This is a genomic window from Vibrio sp. 03_296 (assembly GCF_002265885.1).
Genome location: NZ_NPKW01000868.1, coordinates 1 through 937, shown reverse-complemented (window position 1 = coordinate 937; position 937 = coordinate 1). Strand labels below are relative to the sequence as shown.

The following is a 937-nucleotide window of genomic DNA, read 5'->3' as shown; positions in this document are numbered from 1 at the left end:
ACAAAGGCTTTTTGGCCGAATGAAAACCAATGGAAAGAAGCCGAAGGAAAAGCCTACTTCGTCAATACCGATTCTGAAGGTTACTTGAAAGTTTCGTTCTTTGGCCCGTTTTACGGATCTTACGTGGTGTTTGCACTCGACAAAACCGACTACCAGTACGCCTTTGTCTCTGGCCCTAACACCGACTATTTATGGCTTTTAGCACGAACCCCAACCGTCGACCAATCGCTCATCGATACTTTCGTCTCCATGACCAAAGAACGGGGATTTGATACCGAGCGCCTAATCTTTGTTGAGCAAAAATAACGCCAGAGATAAGAACAGCTTAACGATCACGCTTTACTCTAGGAGGCGCTCTTCAAGCTCGTCATTCTGGACAGCGAGGTACGAGCGTGATGCAGAATCCATTGCGCAGAAGCGCGCTGGAAATCATTGAGAAAACCGCAGCTCTAGCGCTCGTCGACAAATGGATTCCTAGTCACGCCTAGGCTTGCTGGAATGACAGGCGGTGAGCTCTGTGTTTATCGGCCTCTTCACAGACAACAGCTGCTTAAAGTGCTCCCCCCCAAACACCGCTCTCTACGCTCGTCATTCTGGATAGCGAGGTACGAGCGTGAAGCAGAATCCATTCCACAAAGTGCGCCGGAAGTTCGGTGAGAAAACCGCAGTTCTAACGCTCGTCGATTAATGGATTCCTAGTCGCGCCCAGGCTTGCTGGAATGACAGGCGGTAAGCTCTGTGTTTATCGGCCTCTTCACAGACAACAGCTGCTTAAAGTGCTCCCCCAAACACCGCTCTCTACGCTCGTCATTCTGGATAGCGAGGTACGAGCGTGATGCAGAATCCATTGCGCAGAGCGCGCTGGAAATTCATTGAGAAAACCGCAGCTCTAGCGCTCGTCGACAAATGGATTCCTAGTCACGCCTAGGCTTGCTGG

General features: G+C 50.7%; 1 protein-coding gene. It reads left to right on the top strand.

From position 1 onward, the window contains the following. On the top strand, positions 1-306 hold a 306-nt coding region (locus CIK04_RS28490; RefSeq protein WP_176463461.1), incomplete at its 5' end, for a lipocalin family protein. Positions 307-937: the final 631 nt, after the last annotated feature.